This window comes from Chloroflexota bacterium (genome assembly GCA_013152435.1).
Classification (GTDB): domain Bacteria; phylum Chloroflexota; class Anaerolineae; order DUEN01; family DUEN01; genus DUEN01.
This window is the reverse complement of record JAADGJ010000045.1, coordinates 1-5,790: the sequence shown is the minus strand read 5'-3', so window position 1 is coordinate 5,790 and position 5,790 is coordinate 1. Positions and strand designations below refer to the sequence as shown.

Annotated in this window: 5 protein-coding genes; all 5 read right to left on the bottom strand. The window is 63.0% G+C overall.

Annotated elements, in window-relative coordinates:
- Positions 1 to 271: 271 nt before the first annotated feature.
- Positions 272 to 982, bottom strand: a complete 711-nt coding sequence (locus tag GXP39_05645; GenBank protein NOZ27522.1) for a DUF2344 domain-containing protein — start codon at positions 980 to 982, stop codon at positions 272 to 274.
- A 23-nt stretch (positions 983 to 1,005) separates the two neighbouring features.
- Complete coding sequence (locus tag GXP39_05640) at positions 1,006 to 2,361, bottom strand: sulfatase-like hydrolase/transferase (GenBank protein NOZ27521.1); 1,356 nt, start codon at positions 2,359 to 2,361, stop codon at positions 1,006 to 1,008.
- Between the two features lie 38 nt (positions 2,362 to 2,399).
- Positions 2,400 to 3,767, bottom strand: a complete 1,368-nt coding sequence (locus GXP39_05635) for a hypothetical protein (protein NOZ27520.1) — start codon at positions 3,765 to 3,767, stop codon at positions 2,400 to 2,402.
- 352 nt (positions 3,768 to 4,119) lie between these two features.
- A complete protein-coding gene (locus tag GXP39_05630) occupies positions 4,120 to 4,887 on the bottom strand; it encodes an amidohydrolase family protein (protein NOZ27519.1) in 768 nt (255 codons plus the stop codon).
- A gap of 409 nt (positions 4,888 to 5,296) precedes the next feature.
- A complete protein-coding gene (locus tag GXP39_05625; protein ID NOZ27518.1) occupies positions 5,297 to 5,770 on the bottom strand; it encodes a carbohydrate ABC transporter permease in 474 nt (157 codons plus the stop codon).
- Between the last annotated feature and the right edge of the window lie 20 nt (positions 5,771 to 5,790).

The following is a 5,790-nucleotide window of genomic DNA, read 5'->3' as shown; positions in this document are numbered from 1 at the left end:
CTGGCCACGTCGTGTGCTGGGGGAAACCGAGAAGACGCGTATACAGACACGACACCTTGCCTCGTCCCTGCAGGCGCCATGTATGCCAATACGGACGTTGGACTTTGAAAAGGCCCTAACTGCGGGGTAGCACATCTTTTTCGGGTGGAAACACGGCGGGAGGCCTTGAGGGGTTGCGCGTCCTCAGCGGCTCCCGAGAACCCTGAGCACGCGAACGGATGAAAATCAGCAGCGGCGGCTCCCACGCCGCCGCTGCTAGATCACGGGATCCTCACTGCCCGGGGGAGGCCGGGCCATCCGACCTTTCCTCTTCCTCCGGGGCGAAATGCAACGCGACGCGCTCCATCCGATTGGGACGCCCACCCAGCCCCAACGCGTCCAGCACCTCATCCGGTCGGCCGGTGGCACCCGGCTCGGAACGCAACCGCATCCAGAACACCGGCCATCCCTGATCGTCCCGGCCCTCCAATCGCAGCGTCTCGATGAGTGGGCGCAGATCGTATGTGCGCGCCGGCTGCCCCTGGCGACGGCGACGCTCCCGCACCAACTCCTCAGCCGAGAGGATCTCGGCCACACGCCGACGCAGGTCATCCTCGGCGATCTCGGCGGCGTCAACCGCCACCTCCCAATCGGCGGCGCGCAACAGGGACTGCAACGACGGCGATCGCAGGTCCACCTCCCACACCTTCAGGAGCTCGACCCCCATGGGAAGCTCCTCCCGTACCCGCTCAGCGAACGCCTCTGGGGAGATCGCCTGCATCACCCATACGTCCGCCAGCTCAGCCCGCCCGGAACAGCCCGTGGGTAAGGCGGACGCGAACTGAATCCGCATCTGCGGATTGTAGCCTCGCGTGTACGCCACGGGGATATCCGCCCGCCGCAGGATACGCTCCCACATCCGGGCGACATCCAGATGGGAGATCCAGCGGATCGGCTCCCCCTTGGTGAAGATCATGCGTAGACGTTGCACTGGCTGCGTCATCGGCCCTCCTCAAGCCCTCTCGGCTAGGCTTCCATCTCCTCCGGCAACACGCGACGCTGGCCGCTCGGCCGGGCGGGCGTCGGCTCGATGGTCGGGGGGGCCTCTCCGATCTCCACCATCCGCCGGATCAGCCGCTCCCTTAGTCGCGCCGCTACCTCCTGATGCGACGCCAACCCGATCAGGTTCGTCAACTCGTACGGGTCCGCCTCCAGATCGTACAGGTACTCCTCCACGTAGTGATCCGACCCGGCGTCACGCACCCCATCCCGATCCGGGGCCGTGACACCGTACTTCCATCGATGCGTGCGGATCGCCCTCCCCACCTGCGACTCGCTGATCTGGATGAACACCTCCCGCGGCCAATCCACCGCTTCGCCGCGCACCAACGGCAGGATGGAGCGACCCTGCATATGCTCAGGGATGGCGATCCCCGCCGCATCCAACAGCGTCGGCGGCAGGTCGACCAGGCTCACCAGCTCTCGAATCCGGCCGCCGCCCCAGAAGCCAGGGCCGACGATCGCCGTGGGGATGCGGATAGAGCTCTCATGGCAGGAGCGCTTGTACTCCGAGTTGCGGGTTTTGAAGTGGTTCCCGTGGTCAGACGTGAACAGCACGATGGTGTTCTCTAACAGCCCCAGGCTTTTGAGCGCATCCAGAAGCCGGCCCAGGGCCTCATCCAGGCGCTTCACCAGGCCGTAGTACCCGGCGATATGCTGGTGCGTGGATCCCCCCAGCGCGGCCAGGTCAGGCGGGATCCACCTCCCCGTGTAACGCTCGCGATACCCGTCAGGCGGCGGATAGTCGTCGATACGGTTCTGGTGATGGGGCTCCAGATAGGAGATGAAGAGATAGAACGGTCGGGATTGGTGGGCGTCGATATACCGGATGGCCGCGTCCGTGAGGGCGTCTACCCGATAGCCGGGCAGCTTCACCGCCCGGTTCTCGTTATCGTAAACCACCGTATCATATGGCTCCGAGGTGAACTCGAGGACGTTGGCGCCGAGCCAGTACTCGTAACCTCCCCGCTCGTGCTCGGGCACCGGATCCCCGGACGCCAGGTGCCACTTGCCGATGTACGCGGTGTCGTATCCCGCCTCCCGGAAGTAGTGAGCGAGCGTCTTCTGGTCGGGCGGCAGGGGAATGCCGTTGCGGTAGACGGTGGTATTGGTGGCGTACAGACCAGTTTGAAGGGAGGCACGAGCGGGGCCACACACGGGCTGACACGTAAACGAATGATAGACGTGAGTTCCCTCCCGCGCCATACGATCGAAGTTGGGGGTCAAATCAAGCGGGTTGCCGTGAACGCCGGTGGTATCCCAACGCTGCTGATCCGTGAAGAAGACGATGACGTTAGGACGATCCGTGTGGTCTCGCGCCATGATGGTTGCTCCTTAATCGTTTGTCTCTGGTGAGGGCTCTACAGCTCCTTCTGAAGCAGCGCCAGCCAGATCTGCGACGCATCCGGCGTGCGCAGGCGGACATCGCCTGCGCCGACGGGCTCCGGCCGGCCGAACGACGCTGTCTCCATATCGAACCAGCGAAGGGTGAAAGGGCCGCCCTCCGTGCGCAGCACGACCTCGCCCCCAGCGGGGAAGTAGAGCGCATAGACACGCCCGGGATCGGCCAGGCAATAAGCCTCGCCATCCGCACGCTCGCTCAGCAGGTCCAGGCGAGGGGCACAGCGGAAGACATCGAAGGCGTCCGTGAAGGCGCGTGCCGCCCGGATCATCCTCTGGGCCGTCTCGTCCAGGCCCAGGCCGGAGTCCGGTCGGTGGAACCGGGTGCTGGCACAGCCGCCGAAGATGTTCTGCCACCAGCGGTCGAGGGAGAGCGAGAGATCGGCGGGCACGCGAGGTCGCGGCCGGCCGTATACCTTCACGTTGTTCATCGGCCGAGGCCCCGCCTCCGACCGAATCAGCTGATCCCGCATCCACAGGATGCGATCATAGTGCGTCTGCCCGGCCTGCCAGTTGTTCTGCGAGATATCCACGAAGGAGAAGAGGTCGGGCCGCTCATAGGTAGCCCGATGCTGCCCGTCGCGCAGGTCCCAGGCATCCCACATCTCCGTGAGGTGGATCCGCCCGCCTCGCCGCTTCACCTCATCACGGATGAACGCCCCCCAATACCAGGCCCACTCGGGCGGCGCCGAGGTCTCGTTGTCCAGGCAGTACAGCACGTGATCGTATGACAGCGTGGCATCCAGCACGCGTCGGACGAAGGCCTGCTGGTAGCCGAGCAACACCCGGTCGTTGTTCAGCGCGGGCGGGGAATAGAAAAACGGCTGCACCCTCTGCGCCGGATGGTGATCCCATTCGGGGACCAGCCGCGTCGTCTCCGTGGTATAGTTCACGTTCAGCGCCGGGTTGAAGGGATTGCGAAGCCACTCCTCTCGATAGAAGTCGAACGTGGCCCAGAATTCGATCTGCACGATGATGTCGCGCTCATGGGTCAGGTCCAGGAACCGCTCGAAGCGGGACCAGAACTCGGGGTTGAATTGGTTCAAGTCGTACTTGTCCCCCACCTTGGCATAGGGCCAGACGTTCCCTTCATCGCGGCTGGACAGGGTACATCGGACGTAATTGCCGCCACACTGCCGGAGTGTGTCCAGATTGTGCCAGAGCCCGGGATGGTTGAACAAGTTGTCCTCATCAGACCCACCCAGGAGCAGGACGGGACGCCCCCGATACATCCAATAGAAACGGTTCTCTCCCCATATCTCCATGCGCTTTCCTCTCAACAGGATCTGACTGAGGGACTCCGATGCGACGCGGTAGAATGCCCCCATTATACCGGTTCCCCTAAAGCGTGTCTGAAAATTTACCAGCAAGGTGTCTAAGGGGTCTCCCTCAACCACCAACTCCACAGGGGGTGGTGTGGAGAGGAGATCCCCTCCACGGAAAACATCACTTTTCCGGCCTGCACCCGCCTTTCTCGGCCCTTTCCGAAGGGCCCAGGCCGAGGCCAGGCGGGTTGAAGGCAGAAGAAGGGCTCTTTCCGGAGGGACTTTGCCCCTCCGGGGCTCCCCACGGCAGAAGCAGCGGCATTTCTCAGAACACTCTAAGGGACTGAAACAACGAGGGCTTTGCGCAGATCCAAAGGGACCAGCACGCCGCCACCTCCCTCCATGAGCATGTACCTCATGGCTGCGATCTCACCCCTAGTACCCGCGCCAGGTTCCCTCCCAGAACCGCGGCCTGGGCCTCCACATCGAATTCCTCCAGCAACGCCCGATACATGGCCAGCTGCGCATGCATGAGCCGGAATGGCGTGTCACTGCCAAAGCACACCCGCTCCGGGCCCAGCGTCCGGATCGCCCGCAGGATGGATTGGTCGGGGACGGCGCTGCCGATGAGCGTGATGTTGGGGTGCTGTTGCGCTACCTCGATGGCAGACCGGTCCAAGGGAGGCAGGGCCGCGCCGCCCATGTGCACCATCAGGAACGGGGTCTCGGGGAATCGAGCCGCGATGCGCCCCAGTCGGTAGGGATGCGTGTTCTCGTAAAAGTCAGCCCCGATATGGAAGGCGATGGGCTTGCCGTACCGGGCGGCCGCCTCGATGTACGGCATGGCGAAGTCGCTGTCGATCACGTACCCGTCCTGAGCGCCGTTGAACTTGATGCCGTAGAACCCATACTCCTCAAAGCAGCGTTTGATCGTAGCCAGCGTGGCCTCCCTGCCCAGGTGAGGATTGGCCCACCCGAACCCGAGAAGCCTCTCCGGATATCGCTGGGTTGCCTCGTACACGGCACGGTTCTCCGGTGCAATGTCCTTATGGTAGGGAGGTTTGAGCCAAACCAACGCCTTGTCCACACCAGCTCGATCCATCCGCTCGATCAACTCGTCAGCGGTAATGGCCAGGTCGTCGAACTTCCAGGACGAGATATGGCAGTCAGCATCGATGATCATCATGGTGTTCTCCTCGTCACGGGGGAAGCCCCTCCGCACCTCCCCTTTCAGGTGCGACCCGCCCGTGGAGGGAAAAAGCGACAGGCGGGGGCCTCACCCATGCTGTTCAGTTGATGCGAATAGGTCCCACTCGGGAGCATCCCTACGGGGTAGTATACCAGAAACTCCTCCAATCCACGCGCCCTTTCCTTGCGAAGCGTCACCGGGAAACTCGCGATTGCCAGAGGGGATCAGGAGTAAGAAGCTCACAGGAGATGAGAGTACACACGGAGAGACGTTCATCCGGCTGCCCGTTCGTATCCCCTGCCCTAGTTGGGGTCCGTCCGTCGGAACCCGAGAAACCGATCAGCGCTCTATCCACGCCGGTTCATAGATCCAGCCGACCCATCGGCGATGATCGCCGGGTCGTTTAGGCCTTAATCGCGCCCGAGGTAAGTCCTGCCACAAAGTACCTGGCGGTGAAGATGAAGACCACCAACAGGGGCAGAGAGGCGATCACATAGCCCGCAAAGAGGGGGCCCCATTCCGTTTCGAAGCTGGAGGAGAACTGCACCAAGCCCTGGGCCAAAGGCATCCAGCGACGATCCGAGATCGTCACCAAAGGCCAGATGAGATCGTTCCAGGTGCCGATGAGCGTGCTGATGGCGATCGTGGCGAGCATCGGCCGGGCGAGAGGCACAGCCACCAATCGGAAGACATGCAGATCCGATGCGCCGTCAATGCGCGCGGCCTCGAAGAGCTCAGCGGGGATCGATTGGAAGTAGGTGCGCATCAGCCAAGTGCTTAATACCTGTCCACCAGCGATCCAGGGGAGGATAAGGGCAAGTGGATGGTTCAGCAATCCCAGGTTGCGAACCAGGATGAAGCGCGGAGCTAAGGTCAAGACGCCCGGCACCATCATCA